This is a genomic window from Acinetobacter sp. 778_lipA, assembly GCF_058242985.1.
The window spans coordinates 3,928,536-3,951,756 of the sequence record NZ_JBZAYT010000001.1 but is presented as its reverse complement, the minus strand read 5'-3'; the positions used below and the strand labels follow the sequence as shown (position 1 = coordinate 3,951,756).

Genomic DNA, 23,221 nt, shown 5'->3' with positions numbered 1-23,221 from the left:
AGCAAAATCTTTCTTGATGTTTTATTTATAAAAATTAGTGAATTATTAGAGATGTTATGGTTTTACTGATTCTTTTGTTCAATTAACTTATTAATGACTTCAACATATACCCAAGTATTTAAAATAATATCTGAGCTTTCTAGGCCAATAATATCTAAAAATTTTTCATAGCTAATCGAGTTTTTGCTTTAATTAAGGATTTTGTATCTCAGAATATAAAAAATGTCGGGCAAAAAGTGACCTTGTTGTTGGAGCTGTTTTAATTATTGAATGATTGCAGATTAGGCTTTTGAATCATATGCGTTGAATAAAAGGAGAATGATTGCAAATAAGATTGAGCTTAATTTCATTAGTTCAGTCTCCTATTATTTAACTTAGTGATTATTTAAAAATCATCTTTCTCATACATATGAGACATACGGTCATGTTTGGTTTTTAAATAATCTTCATTGAACTTATTTAAGCCCACTGTCAACGGTACACGATCTAATACATCAATACCTAAATCTGTTAAAGCTTTTAATTTTAATGGATTGTTGGTAATGAGTTTAACTTGTTTGACCTGTAAATGATCAAGCATGATGCTACACATATCATATTTACGTGCATCAGCAGGTAGGTTTAACAATAAATTTGCATCAACAGTATCGTGCCCTTGATCTTGCAGCGCATAAGCACGGATTTTATTGGTCAAACCAATACCACGACCTTCTTGGCGCAAATATAAAATCACACCCTGACCTGCTTCATTCATCATTTTCATGGTGTTGTGCAATTGAGGACCACAGTCACATTTTAATGAGCCAAAGGCATCGCCAGTTAAACATTCTGAATGAATACGAACTAAAACGGGGTTTGTAGGCGCGATTTCTAAACCCTTAGAAAGAGCAACATGCTCTTCACCTGTTTGTGGATCTTGAAATACAGAAATTTTAAAATCACCATAAGCAGTGGGTAATTTTGAAGTGGCAACAAACTCTATTGACACAGAATCTTCCATCTATTTGTTTAGAAATTGGCTAAAGTATAGCGTAATGCTTGGACATTGGTAGGTTTGTAAAGCATGTTTTTATAGATAACATTGCTATAAAAATTTCTTTTTTGTATAAAGCACACGATAATAGTTGATATATAGATAGATTATTCATGATAATTGACACCAATAGCACACTAGCTGACTTGGAAGTTCCAATGACGCATCATTATAAATGTGGCTGATCGAATGTGATATGATTTGTTCTCACAATCATGCTAACCCGTTTACCTAGCTAGATTTGCCAGGCTTTAGAAGGCTTTGCCACATATGTTGTATACCGAAATACCTAGTCATCGTCCTGTTACGCCTTTGTTGAATGAAATTAATCATCCTCAACAATTACGTCAGTTTGAGCAAAGCCAATTGCCGCAGGTCGCAGACGAATTGCGTCAATTTATTTTGTATGCTGCTGGACAAAGTGGCGGGCATTTTGGTGCAAACCTTGGCGTTATAGAGTTAACAGTCGCCTTACACTATTGTTTTGAAACCCCAAGAGATCGTTTAGTTTGGGATGTAGGCCATCAGGCGTATCCACATAAAGTTCTTACAGGACGCCGTGAGCAATTGATGACCATCCGTTCTAAAGATGGATTGGCAGCTTTTCCAGCACGTGATGAATCCGAATTCGATACTTTTGGTGTAGGACATTCATCGACTGCAATTTCTGCTGGCTTGGGCATGGCCTTGGCACGTCGTTATCAAAAAGATCCTTGTGAAGTTGTTGCCATCGTTGGTGATGGTGCGATGACTGCTGGAATGGCATTTGAAGCCATGAATGATGCAGTGGCACATAATGCTGATTTGTTGGTGGTACTCAACGACAATGATATGTCGATTTCATGTAGCACTGGTGGTTTTGCTAAGCATTTGGCTGCAATTTGGGAACAAGGGCAATTCATCAATATTGATGAAGAAGGGCAAGCTTTTGTACAGGATTGTCCTGAATGGAACTACAACTCTCGCTTACATCAATCTGCGACTGATGCCGCGGATAATCTATTTAAAGCGATTGGTTTTGATTATTTTGGCCCATTTGATGGCCATAATGTTGAGCAACTGGTCCAAGTCTTTAATGCGCTTAAAAAACGTAAAGGGCCACGCCTGATCCATGTCTATACTGTGAAAGGTAAGGGTTTTGCGCCTGCTGAAGCGGATCAAATTAAATATCATGCGATTGGCAAAATTAATGCTTCAGCTACTAAAAATTTAGCACCAAAATATTCAGATGTATTTGGGCAATGGCTTTGCGATGAAGCTGCACAAGATGACAAATTACTCGCGATTACCCCTGCTATGTGTGAAGGCTCAGGCATGGTACAGTTTGCTAAGCAATTTCCAGAGCGCTACTTCGATGTTGCTATTGCAGAACAGCATGCTGTGACATTAGCCGCCGGTATGGCTTGTGAAGGACTAAAGCCAGTTGTGGCGATTTATTCAACCTTCTTGCAACGCGGTTATGACCAGCTGATTCATGATGTTGCTTTACAAAATCTTGATGTGACCTTTGGTATTGATCGTGCAGGCTTAGTCGGTGAAGATGGTCCTACGCATGCTGGTGCTTATGACTATGCTTATATGCGTACTGTTCCCAATATGGTGATCATGGCGCCAAAAGACGAAAACGAATGTCGCCAAATGTTGCATACAGCATATCTATACAAAGGGCCAACTGCAGTACGTTATCCTCGCGGTAATGGTTTAGGTGTAGAAATTCAACAACAGTTGATTGAGCTGGAAATTGGTAAAGCTGAAATATTGTTAGAACTCAATACTGAACACGAAGACGGTATCACGATTTTGGCTTTTGGCAGTCGTGTTCAACCTGCGCTTGAATCAGCAAAACAACTCGCACCAACATTGGATATCGCAATTCGTGTGATCAATATGCGTTTTGTGAAACCACTGGATGAACAAATTATTCGTGATTTGGCAGATAAAACGCACTTATTTGTTACTGTTGAAGAACATGCGGTGATGGCAGGTGCGGGTAGTGCCGTAAATGAGTTCTTGGCACAGGCACAAATTCTGAAGCCAATTTTAAACTTAGGTTTACCTGATGAATTTCTTGCACAAGCAAGCCACTCTGAAATGCTTCAAGACTGTGGTTTAGATGAAAAAGGTATTCAAAACTCGATTGAACAGGCATGGTTAAAGCTAGTACAACACGTTTAAGCTTATGTAAAAATTGAAGTTGTAAAATTTTAGAAACAAAATTTCCCAAAAAGCGCCGATATTTGCTAAAATGTCGGCGCTTTTATGCATTATTCTTTATCAGTATCTTCAAATTTGTAGTGGGTGTTCAATGGAACCTATGGTGGTGATGGCTGCGCGTGCGGCTCAGTTAGTTGGTCAAGAGCTTTTAAAAGCGCATCAAAATCGTCATAAACTCGATCTACAAGTCGAAGAAAAAGGAATTGATGGTCCAGTGACTCGTGTAGATCGTTATATCGAGCAGTTGACTATTGATACGCTTCGTAAAAGTTATAAAAATCACAGCTTCCTTGGTGAAGAGTTTGGGCTACAAGAAGGTAAAGGTCATGATGCCGATTGGTGTTGGGTGATTGATCCTCTTGATGGTACTTTAAACTTTATCAATGCTTTCCCACATTTCTGTGTATCTATTGCAGTTCAACATAAAGGTGTAACTCAACACGGTGTTATTTATGACCCTGTGAAAGATGAGCTATTCTCTGCAAGCCGTGGTCGTGGCGCAATGTTGAATCAACGTCGTATTCGTGTGAATGTTAAAGACAGTCTTGAAAATACCTTTATGGGTGTAGGTCATGCTTACCGCGCTAAACGTAATGGTGAGATTGTTTCTTATGCGAAAAACCATTTTGAATCATTATTAAATGTAACTGAAGCTGGTGCACAATATCGTCGTGCAGGTTCTGCTGCATTAGACTTGGCTTATGTCGCAGCTGGTCGTTTAGATGGTTATTTTGAGCTCGGTTTAAAACCTTGGGATATCGCAGCAGGCGAGCTTATGGTGAAAGAAGCGGGTGGTACAGTCGTTGATGCTCGTGGTGGTTCAGATTCTATGGAAAATGGTCAAGTGATTGCGTGTTCTATGAAAATGTTAAAACCATTGATGCAAGCTGTTGTTCCTGCTTGGGGTGAAGCTGCGAAGTAATTTATACTTGTGTAGATTGAGTTTTAAAAAGCCTTCATTTTTATGAAGGCTTTTTTATGGGTTGTGATTTAATGCAATACTACCAATACTGAATGTCGTTGTTTAAACTTCTGTGATTGCAAGACCTAGCGAATAGTACTTATATAAAAAATAATACAACTTATTGGGGGAAGCTAAGGGTGAGAAATTTACTGGATAAAGTAAAAAAGTTATTTGGTTTTAAATCTATGAGCCAAAAAATGGAACAGGGAAATCCATATCTTAAAATAGATGAATCTAAAACAACTCAAGAGCAATGCGAAAGATTATTGCTATTAGAGCATGAGGATCATATGGAAATTATTTGGGATCTTCAAATGAGAAAAGATCCTTATGCTATTCCTTATATAAAGCGAGCAATTTTTTTAAAACCTCACTTGGCATATTTAGCTAGTGAAGAGGATTCTGCCTATTTCAAAAGATGTCTTTGGGTATTACAAGAAATAGGTACAGTAGAAGCTATCAATTTAATAGAAGAATATACGCATTCAGATAAAGAAGAGCTTGCAGAACAGGCACGGTATAGAATTTATCGAATTAATGGTGGCACTTAGATGAAATCCAAAAACTAACTCGGAATAGATCAATTGAAAACTATTTATCAAAATGAAAAATTTAGTCTAAAAACCCATCATACAATTCCTCATGAAGATGTTGCGCTGCAAAACATAGACTTTTGGGTCATTATAGATGGACAAACATTTTTGGGCAGTGCAAGCACAACTGAAAATATTCAATATTTAATGCAGAAAAATAAACAAACAGGAGAGTGCGCTTTAGGCACATATCATTGGCAATCCAATATGATTATTCTAAGTGAGTTTACCATTAGGTGTTTAGCGGTCGCTGTAGCAGATATTATTGAGGATGAGAGTCTAGTTGTAGATCAAGTTTTTTATTTAATTCCTGAATATTATGAATGATTTAATACAATACAGGAAAAAACAATAAAACTTCGTGACATTATTATAAATTCTGCTATACTCTGCGCACGCACTAAATTTCGTTCATTACCTGAACATTTCTCTTCTATATTGTGTATGCGCGTCCGGTCCAAAGAGAGGACAATATTTCGCGCCCCACCCAATCGCTTAAGCGATTCCTTCAGGTTGCGGCTGTTATCAAATGTGCGTTATACGCATCGTCGTTCTCGGATCGCCGCTGATTCTATATTTTCAGCGATTATTGCTGTGCCGCTTTTTGCCGATGTCCATCAGACCATATATTAATGGAGCACCCACATTAGGGTGAATATCTCTATGAGCAAAACTTTTGCTGAATTTTCATTAGACGAGTCGCTACAGAAAGCACTCGAGAGTCTTGGTTTTACTACGCCGACTCCTGTTCAAGAACTATCTATTCCAGCGGCTTTAGAAGGAAAAGACCTTCTAGTATCAAGCCAAACTGGTTCTGGTAAAACTGCTGCATTCTTACTCCCTACGTTAAACGCTTTAGCTGGTCAAGATACTTTTGTACCATTTAAAGATCGTATGAAAGCAGTAACTCAACCAAATATCTTGGTGATTTCACCTACTCGTGAACTTGCACAACAAGTATGTCAAGATGCGATTGCATTTGTACGCCATATGAAAGGTGTACGTGTTGCAGCAATTATGGGTGGTATGCCTTTTGGTAAGCAAATCCAACAATTAAAAGGTGCACAAGTTGTTGTTGCGACTCCAGGTCGTTTACTTGATCTTGTAAACCGTCGTCAAATTAAACTTGATTTAGTTGATGCTTTAATCGTCGATGAAGCTGACCGTATGCTTGACTTAGGTTTCTCTGAAGACCTAGAAGCAATCAGCGATTTAGCTTTAAATCGTAAACAAACATTAATGTTCTCTGCAACATTTGCACCACGTATCATTAATCTTGCTGAACGCATGATGAACGAACCTGAACGTATTGCAATTGAAACAGGTCATTCTACAAATACTGATATTACCCAAACTTTACATTGGACTGATGGCTTTGAGCATAAGAAAAAATTGCTTACGCATTGGTTAAATGAAGAAGACGTAGATCAAGCAGTAGTATTTGCTTCAACTCAAGAAGATACAGATATGCTTGCTGAAGAGCTTGCAGAAGCAGGTCTTTCAGTTGTTGCGCTTCATGGTGCTATGCCACAAACTGTACGTAACCGTCGTTTACGCAGTATCCGTGAAGGTCGTGCAAAAATTCTTGTTGCTACAGACGTAGCTGCTCGTGGTCTTGACGTACCAACAATCTCTCACGTAATTAACTTCGGTCTTCCAATGAAGAATGAAGATTATGTGCATCGTATTGGTCGTACAGGTCGTGCGGGTCGTACCGGTAAAGCAATCACTTTAGCAACTTACCGTGAACGCGGTAAAATCCGTGCTTTAGAAGATTATTTAGAAGCGCGTTTAAGTGTTTCTGAAATCGAAGGTTTAGAACCATCTCCACCTCCAGCTCGCGGTAGTCGTGATGGTGGCGGTCGTGGTCGTAGTAACGGTGGTGGTCGTCGTGAAGGCGGTCGTGGCGGTTTCGGCGGTGGTCGTCGTTTTGAAGGTGAATCAAACTTCAAACGTCGTGAAGGTGGTGATGATCGCCCACGCCGTAGCTTCGATGACAAACCACGTGGTGATCGTCCATCTTATGGTGATGACCGTCCTAAGCGTGATTTTGGTGATCGTCCACCACGCCGTGAAGGTGGTTTCGGTGATCGTCCACAACGTTCATTCGGTGGTGAAGATCGTCCTAAGCGTGATTTTGGTGATCGTCCACCACGTCGTGAAGGTGGTTTCGGTGACCGCCCACAACGTTCATTCGGTGGTGAAGATCGTCCTAAGCGTGATTTCAACTCTGATCGTCCACGTCGTGAAGGCGGTTTTAACGATAAACCTCGTTTTAACTCGAATGATGACAACCGTGGCAACAGCGTAGATTACAAACCACGTCGTGAAGGTAGTTTTGCTGATCGTCCTAAGCGTGATTTTGGTGATCGTCCACCACGCCGTGAAGGTGGTTTCGGTGACCGTCCACAACGTTCTTTCGGTGATGATCGTCCTAAGCGTACATTCGGTGGTGAAGATCGTCCGAAGCGTGAATTTAATTCAGATCGCCCTAAACGTGCGTTTGGCGGTGAAGATCGTCCTAAACGTGAATTTGGTGGTGAAGATCGTCCAAAGCGTGAATTCAATGCAGACCGTCCGCGTCGCAAATTCAACGATTAATTAGATATTTTTAATAAAAAACCAGCCTAAAGGCTGGTTTTTTATTGCAAGTTGAAAAGTATTTGGTAAAATAAAGTGTGACATAGTTCAATTTATTTAATAAAACAGTTAGACTTAACTTATGAAAAATTGAATCTAATAAAGTTGGTGATTTCTTTGAGGTAATTATGTTATACATGTTCTCACTTTTATTAATCTCAAATGTTGGGTACTTTTTTTATAGCCTGCTTTTTAGATAATCTATTTGCTCATTAAATAAAATTTAAAAGTAAAAAACTAAAAATAGACCAAGTAACCTTATTTATAAAGATGAATATTCTTTATGATTTTTTATTATCTTTTAATTACAAAACATATAGATATTTAAGAGTATAGTATGTGGGCTGATAAATGCAGGAAAAAGTTCAGCTATGAATAAACACAGTCATTCCGAAGCTGAAGCTTTAATTGAAGTCAAAAATTTAAGTTTTAACCGAGGTGAACGCGTTATCTACGATAATGTGAGTTTGCAGATTCGTCGTGGGCAAATTACCGCAATCATGGGACCATCTGGAACGGGTAAAACAACCCTGTTACGGCTCATTGGTGGTCAGCTTAGCCCAGATGCTGGTGAAGTACGACTTGATGGGAAAAACATTGCTTCGATGTCACGTAATGAGCTTTTTGCTGCACGTGCGCGTATGGGGATGTTATTTCAGAGTGGTGCGTTATTTACCGACATGACCGTCTATGAAAATGTTGCTTTTCCAATTCGCGCACATACAAAATTACCAGAAAATTTAATTGCTGAGTTGGTGGCACTAAAATTAGAGTCGGTTGGTTTGCGTGGTGCTGAAAAGTTAATGCCCGCAGAACTTTCTGGCGGGATGAATCGACGCGTGGCGCTTGCTCGTGCGATTGCGCTTGACCCAGACTTGATTATGTATGATGAACCCTTTGCTGGGCAAGATCCGATTGTGATGGGGGTTTTGACCCGATTAATTCGATCATTACGTGATGCTTTAGATCTAACAACAATTATTGTTTCACATGATGTTGATGAAACATTATCAATTGCTGACTATATTTATGTTGTGGCTGAAGGTAAGGTGCAAGGCGAGGGGACACCTGAGCAATTGCAACGACACGCTTCTCCATTTGTACAGCAATTTTTAACAGGTTCAGTTGAAGGTCCTGTTGATTATCAATTTAGTCATCAAGCCTATTTAAGTAATGAGGTTAGTTCATGAATGCTATTGCCTTATTGGGTAGACGCGTTCTAGAACGTGTTCAGGGCATTGGTGTTGCAATGCTCATGTTGTTGCGCATTTTATTCTCTTTGCCAACAATACTTGGTGTAAAACTTTTCATTTATCAGATGTATCGAGTAGGCGTACTGTCTTTATTGATCATTGCTGTATCTGGTCTGTTCATCGGTGCAGTACTCGGTTTGCAGATGTATAACATCTTGGTCACTTTTGGTAGTGAAGCAATGTTGGGTGCGGCTGTGGCTTTAACCTTGTTGCGTGAACTTGCGCCTGTTGTGGCTGCCTTACTTTTTGCTGGTCGTGCAGGTTCTGCTTTGACCGCAGAAATTGGCTTAATGAAGGCGACTGAACAATTATCCAGTATGGAAATGATCGGTGTTGATCCGTTAAAGCGCGTGATTTCTCCACGTTTATGGGCGGGTATTGTCAGTTTACCGATGCTATCTGTGATCTTTGCTGCGATTGGTATTATGGGCGGCAAAATGGTTGGAGTTGATTTTCTCGGCGCAGACGAAGGCTCGTACTGGAGTGGTATTCTGAGTAGTACTCAGTTTATGAAAGATGTGTTTAACGGGACCATCATAAAAAGTTTAGTATTCGCTTTAATTTGTACTTGGATTGCGGTGTATCAAGGTTATGCTTGTGAACCAACATCTGAAGGTATCGCAACATCTACGACACGTACTGTTGTGTATTCATCGTTATGTGTTTTAGGTTTTGATTTCGTGTTGACTGCGGTCATGTTCGGAGGTGTTTAATGAAATCACGTGCTAGTGAGCTGACCGTCGGTATTTTTGTCATCATTTTTGGTCTCGCTCTGTTCTTTTTAGCTATGAAAGTGAGTGGCTTGGTGGGTACAAACTTAAAAGATAGTTATGAAATGACTGCAACATTCGACAATGTGAATGGTTTAAAACCGCGTGCCAAAGTGACCATGAGTGGTGTTAAAATTGGACAAGTTGACGCAATTACACTTGATCCTGTGACACGTCATGCAACAGTTAAATTCGATTTAGATGGTTCATTGACAACATTCAATGCAGAACAGTTGAAAAAAGTAAAAGAAAATGCGCTAGGCGATTTACATTACAGTGCTGACTATCAGGCTGCGACACCTGAGAAACAAAAAGAAATGGAAACGCAACTGTTAGGTAACATGAAATCCATCACAAATATTGATGAAGATGCTTACATAATGGTCGCAACCAATGGTCTTTTAGGCGAAAAATATTTGAAAATCGTACCAGGTGGTGGCATTAACTACATTAAACGTGGTGAAAGCATTGAAAACACCCAAGGTACGATGGATCTAGAGGATTTGATTACTAAATTTATTACGGGTGGTGCAGGAAAATCATCAACTGGCGCATCGGAAGCTAAAGATGCATCTGCATCCACTGAAACAACTGATGCTCAAACTTCATTTGTTGAATAGGCATTAGAGGAGTTATTGAAAATGAACATGCTGTTAAAACAAACTTTTACTGCAACTATTTTAGCAACTATGGTGGCGACTGCCGCTCAAGCTGCTCCAGCAGAAGCACCACCAGCATTTGTTAAACGTGTTGCTGATGGCCTGATTTCACGCTTAAAAGCAGATCAAGGTAAATTGCAAAACCCTGCTACTGTTAAAGCGATTGTTCGCCAAAACCTTGATCCTTATGTCGATGGTCAAGCGTTTACACGTATTGTGATGGGAACTTATGCAAATAGCAGTACTCCTGCTCAACGTGCGCAATTTGAACAAAACTTCCGTAATACTTTGATTGAGAATTATGGTAGCGCATTTGCAAAGTATTCAAATCAATCGTATTCAATGCGTCCGTATAAGGCAACCAACAGCAAGTTTCCTGTCGTTACTTTAGACTTCAATAACAATGGCGAAAAGATCCCTGTATCTTTCCAATTGTCTGATGCAGGTAGCCAATGGAAAGTACGTAATTTGAATGTGTCTGGTATCGATCTAGGTTTGCAATTCCGTAACCAATTTGCTGCGAACGTGCAACGCAACGGTGGCAATATTGATAAAGCAATTGCAACATTCAAGCCTGATGCAGACGCTGCTGTTAAGAAGTAAGCTCATAACATAGATAGGTGCAAGCGAGTGATTGAATTTAAAAATCAGGAATTATATGTTAGCGGTAAAATTGCTTACGAGAATGCTGAAAGCTATTATTTAAATGGTTTGAGAGCGATTCAAAATGAGAAAAATTTTCCAATAACTGTGAATCTATCACAGCTTGAACATGGCAGTACCCTTGCTTTATCTGTGTTTGTGCAGTGGTTACGTCAAACATCAAATCTTCAGGGGCTGCAGTTTAAAGCAGTGCCTGAAAAGATGATGAAAATTATTCAAGCTTGCCATTTGCAAGATGACTTGAAATTAATTTAGCATATGCAAGATTGATGTAAAAAAGCACCTAAGGGTGCTTTTTTATTGACTAATGGATTTTGAACGATTGTAAATCTCAACACAATCCAACAGAAGGAGTGGAGTATTTAAATCCATTTCTTCCATCTAAAGTAAGCCAAAGGCCCTACAAAGAAAGCAATTAAGATGGTAATCACCACATAAAAGCTCCAGTGGCCATGGGCAAATGGCAGAATTTCAGTGTTCATCCCATAAATACTGGCAATCAACATCGGTGGCGCAAGCATACTGGGTAAGATGGAGAAGCGACGAATGGTATCGTTCTGTTCAGTGTTAATAAATCCAGAGGTGGTATCAAGCAAGAATCGTACTTTTTGGAACAAGAACGCATCGTGTTCGACAAGTGAGCGGACATCCTCACTCAACTCTCGAATATCTGCATCATAGATATGACTCCCCAAGGCACGAGGACGGGACAGAAAGGTCAAGACACGACGTAAGTCAATCAGACAAAGTTGCGCTTTTCCAAGCATATCTTCCTTTTGTGCTAAGCGGGTAATCATGTCATCTAAGTCTAAAATCATTTCACGATGACGTACGTTTAGGACTTCTGTGGAATATAACTCTAAGTCTTTGTGGATATCTTCTAAGATATCCGCAAGCTCATCTAGCTTTGCTTCCAATAAGCCTAAAAGAATCCATGTCGGATCTTTGTATTCAATTTCATAGTCATTACGGCGTGCGCGTGCGCGAAAGGCACGAAAGGCAACCAACTTTTCACCACGTAAGGTAAATAAGCGGTCTTTATGCAAAATGAACGCAACCGTTTGCACATTGGCAAGCATGTTTGAAGTATCTTCGGGATCGCCTTCAACTTGGTAATTTTTATTTTTTGTTAAAAAATAAGTACTGATATGTAGAATCCCATCATCATCACGGTAGAATCGTGCAGAGGATGAAATGTCTTCTAAAGATTTAAGAGTTGGTAGATTTTGCTGGTAAGCATCTAAAACCCATTCTTGTTCTTCTTGTGAAGGTGCAATGAGGTCAACCCATACCAATTCAGGGTGTAGGTCGAATCCACCATTAATTGTTGCATCTTCTAAGCTACCGCGCTCAGTGGCGTAAAAGGCTTCAAGCATTATGTCTTTTCTCCCTTGCGCAGTGTGGTGTCAATTTGATGTGTGTATTTTAGACAAGGATTTTAGGAAAAACACTCATTACATTGCTGTTTTGTAAAAAAAATCTTGATTGGCCGTCTGCATTTTTAGCATGACAAAATTAAAGTTAGGTTAAATTTATGAATTCTATTGCTATTTTTTGTGGTTCATCATTAGGTACGGATCAAATTTTCGCTGATGTTGCGGAGCTGACTGGTGAAACAATCGCCAAGCAAGGGAAAACTTTGGTCTATGGTGGTGGCCGTTCAGGGTTAATGGGTATTGTTGCTGACAGCGCTTTGGCAGCAGGAGGCAAAGTGATTGGTGTGATCCCTCAGGGATTGGTGGATCGTGAATTGGCACATCCAGATTTGACCGAGCTGTATATTGTTAAAAATATGCATGAACGTAAAACAAAAATGTCTGAGCTTTCTGATGGCTTTATTGCATTGCCTGGTGGTGCAGGAACCATTGAAGAAATTTTTGAGCAATGGACGTGGGCACAATTGGGAATTCATTTAAAACCTTGTGCATTTTTAAATGTTGAAGGTTTTTATGATGATTTATTAAAATTTATTCAACTCACGACAGACAAAGGTTTTTCTAAAGCGCGTTTTACAGATCAGTTGATTGATTCTGCCTCGATCGAAGAAATTCTAACCCAGTTTAGTCACTATCAAGCGCCAGAACCAAAATGGGGCGTAAAAGAACGTGAAGAATTGGTTAAATTAGATCAAGCAGATCGTACATTTGGTTAAAAACTAAAACACAATATATTGTTTTTAAATTTATTGCTGTCACAATATATTGTGTTTTTATTCTATTTTTAAATCTTATGAATGTAATTACTGTCGCGGCAGCTGTGATTTTGAATGATAAAAATCAATTGCTCTTGGTGAGAAAGCAAAATACACAATTTTTTATGCAGGTTGGTGGAAAGCTTGAGCCCAATGAACCACCTGAGCAGACCATGTTGCGTGAGATTTTAGAAGAAATTAGTGTTCAAGCAGAGATTACTCAGTTTATTGGGCATTTTGAAACAAAAGCAGCCAATGAAGCAGACTTTCAATTGGTGAGTTATCTCTATCAAGTTGACCTAGAGCAAACACCCAAAATTAATGCAGAAATTGCTGAAATGAAATGGATTGATTTGGATGATGCGCAAACGCTTTTAGCACCATTGACCAAAGAGATCGTCATCCCATGGTGTAAAGCAAATTTAATCCATTCATAATTTTCGCTATGTTTGCTTCACAGTATTTGTATCGCTGAGCGATGATGAAAATTTATTGAGCTGCGGCAATACAGACACTATAAATCTGCTGGCAGCCCAAGTTTTCTAAAGCAAGGGTTAAAGCATGTATTGAGCTGCCTGTGGTCACGACATCGTCAATAATCAGTACTTTTTTATATTTTCTTTTTTCTGTTTTGATCATTTTAAATTGATATTCAATATTTTCTAAGCGCTCAATTCTACTTAAACCTTTTTGTGAGTGTTGCGCCTCTCGAATCACGGGTTGCCATACAGGGATATTTAATTGTCTTGCCATGATTTTGGCGATAATCAGCATTTGATTGTAGCCTCGTTCTTTTAAACGAGCTGTAGAAATCGGCATAGGAACGATGGCTTGAATTCTAGGTAAAGTTAAATTCAATAAACTGTGTGCCAATAGCGTCTGATATTGCAGTTGCTGTTCATATTTGTAGACTTGGATGATGCGATCAATTGGGAAGTCGTAACGGTGAGCACAAACAATCTGGTGTTGATGCCGTTCTATATGCTGCTTATACCAAGGAAGTTCGTTCCAACACGTGTTACAAAGGGAATGCTGTTGTTGTCGGTCTATTCCACAAAGGAGGCAAGGGGAAAGGCTTTGTATGCTTTTATGGAGAAGTTGGTTGATAAATTGGAGCATAGAATTTCTTTTTCTTTTGATTTTATGAGAATTTGTTTATGGTACATAGATACCATTAATTTGAAACTCAAACTGATTTTGTTTTTTAAAAATATGAAGATCAAGAATTAAGTCACTACAACCTTCCTCAGCAGTAAATAGATCAATGATTGCTTTCCAGAATTCATCCTCCCCATGTATAGACATACTGATGTATTCCAAGTGTCTTTGGGTAAACTGATAAGATGGGCTCCATAGTCCACAATATATTCTACAAGCTCTGAAGCATATTCTTGGTCAATCAATTCAATATTCGGAATAGTATTCAAACGAGCAAAATCTTTATCTTTAAAAGAATCAACAATCAAAATAATTGTGTCTCTCCAAATTGTTGGAATTGGAGATTGAAACTCTGGATCATATGGAACAGGAACTTCGGGTATCATTTTTTCTTCCTTGTTATTTAGACATACGCATATCTCGGCGCTTCAGGTAACCAGCGTTTTAATAAAGCTTCAGCATTTTCTGGATCATCTTTTAGTACTTGACTGGCAACATAATGCGCTTGATTAAGTAAATGATCATCTCGTTCTAACTTGGCAACACGGAAGCCCAAATCTCCTGTTTGCTTGGTCCCCAGTAATTCACCCGGTCCTCGAATTTCCAAATCTTTTTCTGCAATGATAAAACCATCATTGGTTTCGCGCATGATACGTAAACGCTCTTGGCCATTTTGTGATAAGGGATGCTTATAGAGCAGGGCGCAAAAACTTGCGGTTGCACCACGACCGACACGACCACGTAACTGATGCAACTGAGACAGGCCTAAGCGTTCAGCATTTTCAATCACCATAATGGAAGCGTTTGGAACATCGACCCCGACTTCAATCACTGTCGTTGCAATCAGCAGTTGCAATTCATTGTCTTTGAATTGTTGCATGACCCGTTGCTTCTCATCGGCTTTCATTTTTCCATGGACTAAGCCAATATTAATCTGTGGAAAGCGATCTTTAATCTCTTGATAGGTGGCTTCTGCGGCTTGAGCATCGAGAGTTTCAGATTGTTCGACCAGAGTACAGACCCAATACGCCTGTTTACCCTCAGCACAGTTGGTGGTGATACGATTCAACACTTCTTCGCGTCTATCAAGTGGAATCGTGACTGTTTGAATGGGAGTACGTCCAGGGGGTAATTCATCAATCACTGAGGTATCTAGGTCACCATAGGCAGACATTGCCAGTGTGCGAGGGATTGGTGTTGCTGTCATGACCAATTGGTGTGGCGTGGTGTTATCCACGCCTTTATTACGTAAAGCTAGACGTTGATCTACCCCGAAACGATGTTGTTCATCAATAATCACGAGACCAAGTTTGGAAAATTCAACATTGTCCTGAAATAAAGCATGCGTACCCACCACAAGATTGGCAGTTCCATCCTTAATGGTTTGTTCAGCCGCAGCGCGTGCCTTGCCTTTTTGTTTGCCTGAAAGCCATGACACATTTAAACCGAGTGGCTCGAACCATTTCTTAAAATTGATATAGTGCTGTTCAGCTAAAATCTCAGTCGGTGCCATCAGCGCCACTTGCCAGCCTTCTTCCAAAATATGACAAGCCGCAACACCTGCAACCAATGTTTTACCTGCACCTACATCGCCCTGAACCAGTCGCAACATGGGTTTGTTTTGTTTTAAATCTTTGGCAATTTCGTTTGATACACGTTTTTGTGCATTGGTCATTTCAAAAGGTAAGCTTGCCAATAAGGCTTTTGCAAACTTTTTACTGGTTGAAAATGCTGGCGCTGCAATTTGTTGAATATAAGCACGTCGGGTTAATAGGCTGATTTGATGTGCAACCAATTCTTCAAAAATTAAACGTTGTTGAGCAGGGTGAGAGCCTTGTGAAAGTTGTAGCATATTGGCATTTACAGGAGGGTGATGAATATACTCCAGTGCCTGTTTAAGCGCGTAACCATTGGTGAACTTTTCAGGTAATAACTCAGGTAAAGCATCGGCATGCTGGTTTAAAGCTTGCTTAACGTATTCACGTAATTTGGGTTGGGTTAAGCCTTCTGTGGCAGGGTAAATTGCTGTCAGTTGTGTTTTAGGGAGTACTGTATGTTCAGTAATTAACTGGATCTCAGGATGGTAAAGTTCAAGGCCTCGAGCACCAACACGAACTTCCCCAAAGATTCTTAAACGATTACCCGCTTTAGCACGATCTGTGAGTGCTTTATAGATATGATAAAAGCGTAAGGTAACCTTGCCAAAATCATCTTGCAATAAAATCGCCATCGATTTGCGTTTACCGGGTGGCATATCGATTGATCTGACCACGCCTTCCATGAGATAACTACGACCGACTTGTAATTGGTTCATGGGAATGATCGTGCTACGATCTTCATAATCACGTGGCAAATGAAACAGCAAATCATCTGTGGTGAAAATATTTAGTTTTTCAAGTAAAGCAGCGGCGGCATTGCCAACCCCTTGCAATTGATGGACGGCAGCCATGTCCCCTCAACTTAAGTTTGATTGATTTTGAAAATCGGTTTCAAAGAATAGGTCGTGTAATGCATATTCTATTTATTGGTTATGGTAAAACATCGCAACGTGTTGCCAAACAATTATTTCAGCAAGATCACCAAATTACCACAGTTAGCCGAAGTGCGAAAGATGATGATTTCGCACAACATTTGATTCAAGACATTCAACAACTCGATTTAGCGCAAATTCAGCCTGTCGATGTGGTGTATGTATTGCTCGCACCATCTCGAAATTCTCCGCTAAGTGCTATCGAAAATTATCAACAAACCTATGTTGATTCGGTACAGCCGATTGTGAGGGCTTTAAAAGACCATCCACTCAAACGAATTATTGTGGTTTCATCGACACGTGTTTATGGGGAAAACCGTGGTGAACGTATTGATGATGAGTCAACGCCTATTCCAAGTGATCAACAGGGTCAGTTGTTATTGGAAATGGAGCAGCGATGGCAACAGGCTTATCCATCTAAATGTGTGATTGTGCGCCCAACTGGGATTTATGGCACATCCGTTGCTCGTATGGTTAAACTTGCAGAAACCACACAAAGCTATCCCAATATTCATTGGTCAAATCGAATCCATATAGATGACCTTGCACATTTCTTAGTGCATTTGCTTCACGTGGAACATCCAGAAAAATCATATATTTGTACAAATAATCAACCGCTACCATTGCATGAGAAAATTTTAAATATTCAATGTGAGTTGAATTTGCCAGAGTTGGTTTTGGAAAGCGAAAAGGAAACAGGTAAAAGAATTTTTGCGGAGAGAATGAGGGAGAGTGGATTTGAGTTGAAGAATAACGATCATTAAATAGTTATCAGATTCATTGGATTTAAAATATAAGATTTTCGAATTATTACTTGTATTTTAAGAGTGTTGGAACTATAGATTCTTTAAATTAATACTTTGTTTTAAACAAAATTAATGTTTTATTGAAATAACTTTAGTAGTTAAGAATTTCAATTTTTATGATTAAACTAAAAGACATAACTAATACAGTTTGTTTAAATATTAAATTTATTGATTACTTTTACGAGAAAAAAATTAGTGAAAACTTGATTCAAATAGACTTTGAGCTAATAACGCCAAACCGTATTTTTAAGTATTCGGCAAATGAAGTACTCACTTTGTGGCCAGTTGTAATAATTACATTTATTCAAAATCTTAAACTATTGATAGATGGAACGGTTAAGGAAGTAAACTTTTATCATTATGATATGTTTATGCTTTTTGATATTAAACGTTTTGATGAGCCTGATGAAGATAGTATTGAGTTTATGATCAAGTTTCCTTCTGGGGTGTATTATGGTGCTGAGAGTGCAGGGTATACAGAAGCAATTATTTTTACTGTAAACAACAAAATATTAGTAGAGTTCTTGATTGCTTTAGAAGCTGAGTTAACTCAACTTCTAAACTAGTTCTTCTTATATATGAGAAGATTAAACAAAAATTACTTCTTCTTCCGTTTTAAACGCTTCTTGGCTTGTTGAGCGGCTAAAGCATCTAAAGCTTCTTTTAACTCCTCATCTGTAAATGAGGTGATATGGTGGAGCATTTGCAAAGTTACATCATCAAGCACCAAATTGGCATATTGCGCAACATTTCTAAACTGCTCATCAAAAACAATGGCATGGTCTTCATTGGTTTTGATATAGCCTTGTTCAGTTAAGACTTTCATAAAACTTTGGAATAACGCTTTATCAAAGAACTCAGGTGAGTTGAACTCATACAATACAGATAAACGTTGTCCAACCAAGTGACTTAATTCTTCAACTTGGCGAATCGAGATATTTCCAGAGCCACGTTGAGTAATTAAAGCCAGCGTCATGTAATAACGTTCAAGACTTTGACGTACTGGAGCAGCTAAAACAGCCAATTGATTATGGTCTTCTGAGTTTGGCGCAGGGCTGAAAATAAAATCTTCATCATCGACAAAAATTAAATTCGCTTGAGCCAAAGCATCGACATATTCAGTCACTTGAGCCTTGATTTCACTATCTTTCCATTTTAAGAACAACTCTGCTTTTAAGAATGGATAAAGGGTACGAATCACATTAAGTAAATCAGACTTACTGATCTTGCCATTATGTTCGACCAATGCTGCGACCAGCGACGGTAAAACAAAGGCATGCAAAATGTTATTGCGGAAGTAAGTCAGTAAAATTGCTTGATTATCTTCAATGGCAATAATATCGCCAAGGACGTGCTGGACACGTTTAATCAATTTCAGTTTCATACCATAGGCAATGATTTCTTTACCTGATAATGGCGTGACCTGAGTGCGGCTGTCATAAGGATTTGCAGTTAATAACTTGCGATATGTATCAAGCTGTTTAATGCAGATTTCTTCATCAAGTGTGTGTTTTGGAGTTGCCAATAAAATCAGTGACAATAAAGAAACAGGGTTGATCACCACAGCACGGTTGATATTTTCCAGAATCGCATTTGCCGAGCTGGTTACTGCATCTGAGACTTCTTGCGGGATTGGATCATCATTATGTTCAATGGTGATTTGATCAGCGCCATGTGCTTTGAGTAAGTCATCTAAGAAAACAGGTTCACCAAAATTGACATGCACTTTACCAAAAATACGCTCAATTTTTTTCAGGGTTTGCAAGATTCCCCAAATGGATTCAGCTTCTTTTGGCTTACCATTCATTTCACCGACATAGGTTGCGCCTTCCATCAAGCGCTCATAACCGACATAGGTTGGGATAAAGACAATCGGTTTGGCACGGCCGCGCAAATGACCATGTACTGTCATTGCGAGCATGCCAGTTTTCGGGGGTAACAAACGCCCAGTTCGAGAACGGCCACCTTCAATAAAGTATTCAAGAGGTGTGTTTCTAGACAGGATACTAAATAAATATTCTTTAAATACTGATGTATAAAGTGCATTGCCGCGGAATGAACGACGGATAAAGAATGCACCGCCTCCACGCAGTAATTGACCGACAAATGGCATGTTAAGGTTATCGCCGGCAGCAATATACGGTACCATCAAACCACGTTTATAAATCACATAAGACAACAACAAGTAATCGATATGGCTACGGTGACAAGGCGTATAAATCACTTCATAGTCTTTGACTAACTCGCGTACAGTATTGAAGTTATGTACTTCAACACCATCATAAAGTTGTGTCCATAGACGAGTCAAAGCCATATCTGCAAAGCGTACAGCCGATGCAGAATAGTCGGATGCAATTTCATTTACAAAACCAATTGCTTTATGTTCAGCATCAATCATGCTGATTTTTGAGCGAATACTTTCTTTACGAATTGCATCCTGTACATCAGGGGCTTTAATCAGTGATTGCATGACATTACGGCGATCAGATAAATCTGGACCGAGAATGACCTCACGCTGACGATCTAAGTAGTCATTTAATTGATTGACAATATAAGTGGCTGGTGAAATATTTGGATGATCAATTTTCGCATGATCGACCAATGCTCTAAGTGATTGCGCTTCATGGAATTCAAGGAATGACTGTCGACCATGTAAACCAATGTTCATCAACTGTTTAACTTTACTTGGCGTTGCCCAAGTGTCAGTAAATAACAGTTTAAACCAAGAGTCTTCTTTATCTGGTGAACGTCCCCACAGTACTGTGACAGGGATTAATTCAATATCTAAATCAGTATTTTGATCAAGTGATTCAATCAGTCTAACTAAACGCGGCGGATAAGCATGCGTAGGTGGATTAAAATAATTGTTTTCATCTTGGTGTTGTAAAAATAAAATCGCAGCTTTTTCGCGACTATTGCCAATCATTAATGGGTCAAGTGCAGGAGGAAGCTGCAAACGACGTGTTTCACCATCAACAACTAAAGCATTACTTCGTGAGTAATTCTGCAGAACATAGCAGACAACTTTTTGAGTTGTGGGCTGAATGAGCTCAGAATTTTCAGTTGAAGGGTCTAAAGGTTGAGCTTCTGTAGGAACCTCTCCAAGAACATGTGGTGTTACCACAAGGTCAAGTATTTTACTCGAAAGTCGACGATACATTTGACCAAAGCCACTCTTGGACATAAATACTCCTAGCCAATGGTGAATCACGCAATAAAGCGGATAAAAAATATTTTCTGTAATTAAAGCACAGAACAGTATGTCATTTTCTGACAAACTGCGGGTCGCTTGTCAGATTTTATCGTTAAAAAACGTATTTTAAACAATCCATCAGCACAAGAGAAGTGACAATACAGTTTATGAAAATTTAATGTTTCTCTCAGGACTTATGGCAAAATAGAGTTAAATCTCTAAAATATGGATACTTTGTTCTATCCATTGGAATAAAGTCAGTATTCAGTATATAGAAAGGTCACTTATGAATGCTTTAACCCAAGAGCTTGTAGAGCTTTTAACCCTTGAAAAACTTGAAGAACATATTTTTCGTGGTCAAAGTCGAAATTTAGTTGGTAAGCGTGTTTTTGGTGGGCAAGTTTTAGGACAAGCACTGCGGGCAGCATCATATACCGCTGATCGCCCCGTACATTCTTTACATGCATACTTCCTATATGGCGGTGATATCAATGCCCCAATCATTTATGAGGTTGATCGGTTACGTGATGGCAAAAGCTTCTTAAGTCGTCAAGTACGTGCAATCCAGCATGGGCGTACCATTTTTTCAGCGATGGTGTCATTTGCAACACCTGAAGAAGGCTTGAATTATCAAATTGCTGAACCAGAATATCCTGCACCTGATGAATTAAAAGCAGAGCAAGAGCTTAAAGAAAATTTAATTAGTTTTATCCCAGAAAATATTCGCGCTGCATTTATGCGTCCACGTCAGGTAGAAATTCGTCCGATCAATGTGACCAATCCATTTCAACCACAACCTGAAGCGCCGTCTTATGCTCATTATTTGCGTACGCATGAGCCATTAGCTGCAGAACAGGCGGATGATATTTCCTTAAATCAGGCAATTGTTGCGTTTTATTCGGACTATACCTTGATGATGACTGCTTTGCGGCCGCATGGTCTCAATTACCTCTCGCCAAGTTTGCAATGTGCCAGTATTGATCATACGATCTATTTCCATAAACCAGTAAAAGCAGATGATTGGATGCTGTACGATATGGATGCAACCGTCAGTGCAAATTCACGCGGTCTGAATTTTGGTCGCATGTGGCAAAATGGCGAATTGGTTTGTAGTACGGTGCAAGAAGGCTTGATGCGGGTACGTGAAATCGAAAACCAATAAGACTTTATACTGATACTCAAATCCTAGAAATAAGCCATCATCTATGATGGCTTTTCTATTTTTTAGCAGAGCTTGTGACAAAAAAATGCTCGATTCTAAATAACTTCAATGGCATAGTTCAACGTGTAAATATTTATAATAGTCAGCGAAGATGAGTTTAAACACCCAAATTTTTATTGCAGCCATTCTTGGTGTGGCATTTGGATTTTTATTAAATCAATTCCCCAATACTCAATTTTTAGATGCCAGCATTTATGGTTTGAGCATCGCCAGTAGTATTTTTATTGGTTTATTAAAAATGCTTTTGGTTCCACTTATTTTTAGTTCAATCTTGGTGGGTGTTTCAAACTTAGAAGCGGGCAGTCAACTCAGTCGAGTTTGGAAAATAACATTGGCTTGTTGTGTGACCACAACGACATTGGCACTTATTCTCGGTTTAGTCTCGACACATCTATTCAATGTAGGACAAGGTGTGGACATTGCAATGTTTCAAGATGCAATGAATCAACATAAAAGCCCAGATTCACTGACACCCAGCTCGTTTTTAACCAATTTTATTCAAAATACCCTCATCAATCCATTTAAAGCATTTAGTGACGGCAATGTTTTGTCAGTCGTGCTGTTTGCTTTGTTATTGGGTTTGGCACTGGTACATGGTGGAGAGCGCTTTAATTCAATCAAACAACTGGCACGTCAGTTTTTTGACATCATGATGATGTTAGTGGGTTGGGTGATGAAAGTTGCGCCGATTGGTATTTTTGCTTTGATGGCAAAGCTGATTGCAACAGAAGATATCTCTATTTTAAGCCGTCTTGCCGAGTTTGCTATTGTTGTTACGGGAACCACCATATTTCATGGTGTCGTGGTTCTGCCATTGTTGTTATGGATCTTTGGAAAAATGGATCCGATTACCTTTTTTAAAGGAACGCGTGCAGCATTAATTACAGCATTTGCAACCAGTTCAAGTTCTGCAACCATGCCTTTGAGTTTAAAGTGTACTCAAGAAAATTTAGGTGTGCGTCCGCAGATTGCAGGCTTTGTGATTCCTTTTGGTTCTCAGTTGAACATGGATGGAACAGCACTTTATGAAGCAGCAGCAGCGCTTTTTATTGCCAATTTAATGGGTTTAGAGTTATCAATTACCCAACAAGTGATTGTCTGTCTGACTGCGATGATTGCTTCATTGGGCGCACCAGGTATTCCAAGTGCGGGCATGGTCACCATGATTATGGTGCTACAATCTGTGGGATTGCCAGCGGAGGCAATTGCCATTCTTCTGCCAATTGACCGTATTCTCGATACTGTACGTACTGTAGTGAATGTACAAGGGGATATGATGATTAGTGTGGTTGTTGACCGAAACACCAAAGATATGGAAAGTCCAACTTAGTG

Annotated in this window: 23 protein-coding genes and 1 pseudogene; 16 read left to right on the top strand and 8 right to left on the bottom strand. The window is 39.3% G+C overall.

Going from position 1 to position 23,221, the window contains the following annotated elements:
• Positions 1 to 62: 62 nt before the first annotated feature.
• Positions 63 to 173: pseudogene (locus tag AC4CUY_RS18790) on the bottom strand (DUF4844 domain-containing protein); the annotation flags it as partial.
• A 212-nt stretch (positions 174 to 385) separates the two neighbouring features.
• Entirely contained in the window at positions 386 to 988 is a 603-nt protein-coding gene (gene ribA / locus AC4CUY_RS18785) for a GTP cyclohydrolase II (RefSeq protein WP_336953476.1), read from the bottom strand.
• A gap of 315 nt (positions 989 to 1,303) precedes the next feature.
• Between ribA and dxs the strand changes: the two genes are divergently transcribed.
• From dxs to AC4CUY_RS18735, 10 genes are all read left to right on the top strand, one after another.
• A complete protein-coding gene (dxs, locus tag AC4CUY_RS18780; protein ID WP_336953477.1) occupies positions 1,304 to 3,208 on the top strand; it encodes a 1-deoxy-D-xylulose-5-phosphate synthase in 1,905 nt (634 codons plus the stop codon).
• Between the two features lie 130 nt (positions 3,209 to 3,338).
• On the top strand, positions 3,339 to 4,169 hold the full coding sequence (locus tag AC4CUY_RS18775) for an inositol monophosphatase family protein (protein ID WP_004725624.1): 831 nt from the start codon (positions 3,339 to 3,341) through the stop codon (positions 4,167 to 4,169).
• A gap of 179 nt (positions 4,170 to 4,348) precedes the next feature.
• The gene (locus AC4CUY_RS18770; RefSeq protein ID WP_419327715.1) at positions 4,349 to 4,762 is read left to right on the top strand and encodes a hypothetical protein; all 414 of its coding nucleotides are present in this window, start codon (positions 4,349 to 4,351) and stop codon (positions 4,760 to 4,762) included.
• Between the two features lie 33 nt (positions 4,763 to 4,795).
• The gene (locus AC4CUY_RS18765; protein ID WP_419327714.1) at positions 4,796 to 5,131 is read left to right on the top strand and encodes a hypothetical protein; all 336 of its coding nucleotides are present in this window, start codon (positions 4,796 to 4,798) and stop codon (positions 5,129 to 5,131) included.
• 336 nt (positions 5,132 to 5,467) lie between these two features.
• Positions 5,468 to 7,405 (top strand): DEAD/DEAH box helicase, encoded by a 1,938-nt coding sequence (locus AC4CUY_RS18760; protein ID WP_016539375.1) that lies wholly within the window; start codon positions 5,468 to 5,470, stop codon positions 7,403 to 7,405.
• A gap of 410 nt (positions 7,406 to 7,815) precedes the next feature.
• Positions 7,816 to 8,634, top strand: a complete 819-nt coding sequence (locus AC4CUY_RS18755; protein ID WP_490774565.1) for an ABC transporter ATP-binding protein — start codon at positions 7,816 to 7,818, stop codon at positions 8,632 to 8,634.
• Positions 8,631 to 9,410 (top strand): lipid asymmetry maintenance ABC transporter permease subunit MlaE, encoded by a 780-nt coding sequence (mlaE, locus tag AC4CUY_RS18750; protein WP_004725633.1) that lies wholly within the window; start codon positions 8,631 to 8,633, stop codon positions 9,408 to 9,410. The genes AC4CUY_RS18755 and mlaE overlap by 4 nt, the downstream gene beginning before the upstream one ends.
• Positions 9,410 to 10,087 carry an outer membrane lipid asymmetry maintenance protein MlaD gene (mlaD, locus tag AC4CUY_RS18745; RefSeq protein ID WP_244014196.1) on the top strand — a complete coding sequence of 226 codons (678 nt, stop codon included), beginning with the start codon at positions 9,410 to 9,412 and terminating at the stop codon, positions 10,085 to 10,087. The genes mlaE and mlaD overlap by 1 nt, the downstream gene beginning before the upstream one ends.
• A 21-nt stretch (positions 10,088 to 10,108) precedes the next feature.
• Entirely contained in the window at positions 10,109 to 10,729 is a 621-nt protein-coding gene (locus AC4CUY_RS18740; RefSeq protein WP_004725637.1) for an MlaC/ttg2D family ABC transporter substrate-binding protein, read from the top strand.
• Positions 10,730 to 10,756: 27 nt separating this feature from the next.
• Positions 10,757 to 11,044: a toluene tolerance protein gene (locus AC4CUY_RS18735; RefSeq protein WP_336953480.1), complete on the top strand. Its 288-nt coding sequence runs from the start codon at positions 10,757 to 10,759 to the stop codon at positions 11,042 to 11,044.
• A 107-nt stretch (positions 11,045 to 11,151) separates the two neighbouring features.
• On the opposite strand, the gene AC4CUY_RS18730 is transcribed toward AC4CUY_RS18735, so the two are convergent.
• A complete protein-coding gene (locus tag AC4CUY_RS18730; RefSeq protein ID WP_004725641.1) occupies positions 11,152 to 12,165 on the bottom strand; it encodes a magnesium and cobalt transport protein CorA in 1,014 nt (337 codons plus the stop codon).
• 158 nt (positions 12,166 to 12,323) lie between these two features.
• Between AC4CUY_RS18730 and AC4CUY_RS18725 the strand changes: the two genes are divergently transcribed.
• Together AC4CUY_RS18725 and AC4CUY_RS18720 are read left to right on the top strand one after the other, a co-directional pair.
• Positions 12,324 to 12,941: an LOG family protein gene (locus tag AC4CUY_RS18725; protein WP_004816846.1), complete on the top strand. Its 618-nt coding sequence runs from the start codon at positions 12,324 to 12,326 to the stop codon at positions 12,939 to 12,941.
• Positions 12,942 to 13,018: 77 nt separating this feature from the next.
• Positions 13,019 to 13,417, top strand: coding sequence for an NUDIX hydrolase (locus tag AC4CUY_RS18720; protein ID WP_446083706.1), 399 nt, complete (start codon positions 13,019 to 13,021; stop codon positions 13,415 to 13,417).
• Between the two features lie 52 nt (positions 13,418 to 13,469).
• On the opposite strand, the gene AC4CUY_RS18715 is transcribed toward AC4CUY_RS18720, so the two are convergent.
• From AC4CUY_RS18715 to recG, 4 genes are read right to left on the bottom strand one after another with little or no spacing between them, the layout of a single operon-like run.
• Positions 13,470 to 14,099 carry a ComF family protein gene (locus tag AC4CUY_RS18715; protein WP_056512164.1) on the bottom strand — a complete coding sequence of 210 codons (630 nt, stop codon included), beginning with the start codon at positions 14,097 to 14,099 and terminating at the stop codon, positions 13,470 to 13,472.
• A gap of 36 nt (positions 14,100 to 14,135) precedes the next feature.
• Positions 14,136 to 14,246 (bottom strand): DUF7668 domain-containing protein, encoded by a 111-nt coding sequence (locus tag AC4CUY_RS18710; protein WP_490774684.1) that lies wholly within the window; start codon positions 14,244 to 14,246, stop codon positions 14,136 to 14,138.
• The gene (locus AC4CUY_RS18705) at positions 14,207 to 14,524 is read right to left on the bottom strand and encodes a DUF7668 domain-containing protein (protein ID WP_490774564.1); all 318 of its coding nucleotides are present in this window, start codon (positions 14,522 to 14,524) and stop codon (positions 14,207 to 14,209) included. Before AC4CUY_RS18705 ends, AC4CUY_RS18710 begins: the two co-directional genes overlap by 40 nt.
• Before the next feature lie 17 nt (positions 14,525 to 14,541).
• Positions 14,542 to 16,587, bottom strand: a complete 2,046-nt coding sequence (gene recG, locus AC4CUY_RS18700; RefSeq protein WP_490774563.1) for an ATP-dependent DNA helicase RecG — start codon at positions 16,585 to 16,587, stop codon at positions 14,542 to 14,544.
• A gap of 59 nt (positions 16,588 to 16,646) precedes the next feature.
• Here recG and AC4CUY_RS18695 point away from each other — a divergent pair, with 59 nt between their 5' ends.
• Both AC4CUY_RS18695 and AC4CUY_RS18690 read left to right on the top strand, forming a co-directional pair.
• Complete coding sequence (locus tag AC4CUY_RS18695; RefSeq protein ID WP_490774562.1) at positions 16,647 to 17,432, top strand: NAD-dependent epimerase/dehydratase family protein; 786 nt, start codon at positions 16,647 to 16,649, stop codon at positions 17,430 to 17,432.
• Positions 17,433 to 17,590: 158 nt separating this feature from the next.
• Complete coding sequence (locus AC4CUY_RS18690; protein WP_490774561.1) at positions 17,591 to 18,040, top strand: hypothetical protein; 450 nt, start codon at positions 17,591 to 17,593, stop codon at positions 18,038 to 18,040.
• Positions 18,041 to 18,072: 32 nt separating this feature from the next.
• Here the strand turns inward: AC4CUY_RS18690 and plsB are convergent, their stop codons facing one another.
• On the bottom strand, positions 18,073 to 20,658 hold the full coding sequence (gene plsB / locus AC4CUY_RS18685) for a glycerol-3-phosphate 1-O-acyltransferase PlsB (protein WP_446083704.1): 2,586 nt from the start codon (positions 20,656 to 20,658) through the stop codon (positions 18,073 to 18,075).
• 295 nt (positions 20,659 to 20,953) lie between these two features.
• On the opposite strand from plsB, the gene AC4CUY_RS18680 reads away from it, so the two are divergent.
• Together AC4CUY_RS18680 and AC4CUY_RS18675 are read left to right on the top strand one after the other, a co-directional pair.
• Complete coding sequence (locus tag AC4CUY_RS18680; RefSeq protein WP_004725658.1) at positions 20,954 to 21,829, top strand: acyl-CoA thioesterase; 876 nt, start codon at positions 20,954 to 20,956, stop codon at positions 21,827 to 21,829.
• Positions 21,830 to 21,980: 151 nt separating this feature from the next.
• Positions 21,981 to 23,219 carry a dicarboxylate/amino acid:cation symporter gene (locus tag AC4CUY_RS18675; RefSeq protein WP_490774560.1) on the top strand — a complete coding sequence of 413 codons (1,239 nt, stop codon included), beginning with the start codon at positions 21,981 to 21,983 and terminating at the stop codon, positions 23,217 to 23,219.
• Positions 23,220 to 23,221 lie beyond the last annotated feature (2 nt).